Here is a 469-nt window from a genome sequence, read left to right as displayed (position 1 = left end):
GGAGGAAGGAAGAGGGAAGGGAAGAGAGGAAAGAGAGGGGAAGAAGGGAGGAAAAAAGGAAAGAGAGAGAGGAAGAGAAAGAAAGAGAGAGAGGAAGGAGAAAGAAAAAGGAGGGAGAAGGAGAAGGGGGAGAAAAAGGAAGGGAGGAAAAAAGGGAGGAAAAAGAGAGGAAGAGGGAGAGAAAAAGGAAGGGGAGAAGGAAGGGAGAAGGGAAGGAGAGAAAAGGAGAGAAAAAAGAAGGGAGAGGAAAAGAGAAGGGGAAGGAAAGGGAGAGGGAGAGAGGAAAAAGAAGGAGAGAAGGGAAAAAAAAGAGAGAGGAGAAAGAAGGAGAAGGGAAGAGGAGGAAAAGGGAGGGGGAAGAAGAAGAAAAGAAGAAAGGGAGAGAAAAGAGGGAGGGGGAAAGGGGAAAAGGGGAAGGGAGGGAAGAGAAAAAGAGCAGCGCCGGTAAACTCAGAAGTATTTCCATATA

General features: G+C 47.3%; 1 protein-coding gene. It reads left to right on the top strand.

Translation table 11 applies throughout. The annotated features are described in order from the left end of the window. Window positions 1-448 (top strand): hypothetical protein (locus A3773_RS19795; RefSeq protein ID WP_197462839.1); only part of this gene is annotated, 448 nt, incomplete at its 5' end. Between the last annotated feature and the right edge of the window lie 21 nt (window positions 449-469).

Source organism: Neptuniibacter pectenicola (genome assembly GCF_001597735.1).
Taxonomy (GTDB): domain Bacteria; phylum Pseudomonadota; class Gammaproteobacteria; order Pseudomonadales; family Balneatricaceae; genus Neptuniibacter; species Neptuniibacter pectenicola.
Note: the sequence above shows the minus strand (reverse complement) of the source record. Positions and strands in the feature narration are given on the sequence as shown.